Source organism: Xenorhabdus innexi (assembly GCF_002632485.1).
GTDB classification, from domain to species: domain Bacteria; phylum Pseudomonadota; class Gammaproteobacteria; order Enterobacterales; family Enterobacteriaceae; genus Xenorhabdus; species Xenorhabdus innexi.
In genome coordinates, this window is record NZ_NIBU01000256.1 from 1 (window position 1) to 506 (window position 506).

The 506-nt window shown below is 48.0% G+C and carries 2 tRNA genes and 1 rRNA gene; all 3 read left to right on the plus strand.

The annotated features are described in order from the left end of the window. Positions 1-53, plus strand: a 16S ribosomal RNA gene (locus Xinn_RS22565); the annotation flags it as partial. A gap of 68 nt (positions 54-121) precedes the next feature. Then, a tRNA-Ile gene (locus Xinn_RS21460) sits at positions 122-198 on the plus strand. Positions 199-267: 69 nt separating this feature from the next. Beyond that, positions 268-343, plus strand: a tRNA-Ala gene (locus Xinn_RS21465). The last annotated feature ends 163 nt before the right edge of the window (positions 344-506 follow it).

Sequence of the window (506 nt, forward strand, 5' to 3'; positions counted from 1 at the left end):
TGAAGTCGTAACAAGGTAACCGTAGGGGAACCTGCGGTTGGATCACCTCCTTAACCGAACGATAGCAGACTGTGAGTGTTCACACAGATTGTCTGATGAAAGAAAGAGACGGTATCGGCATAGGCTTGTAGCTCAGGTGGTTAGAGCGCACCCCTGATAAGGGTGAGGTCGGTGGTTCAAGTCCACTCAGGCCTACCAATTTTATTTTCCCCTGACCTGTCAGCGGTGAAGTAAATTGGCAGCACAGGCCGGTAACGCAGAATATTTGGGGCTATAGCTCAGCTGGGAGAGCGCCTGCCTTGCACGCAGGAGGTCAGCGGTTCGATCCCGCTTAGCTCCACCATTATTTACGTCTCGTATAAACCCTTTCAGAATGTATTGGCTCAGGCCAGTATATTGTGAAAATTTGCTCTTTAACAATCTGGAACAAGCTGAAAAATTTGAAACACTCAGTGATTTTGCTGTTTGACAGCAAGGTGATTGAGGAGTCTCTCAAAACCCCAATC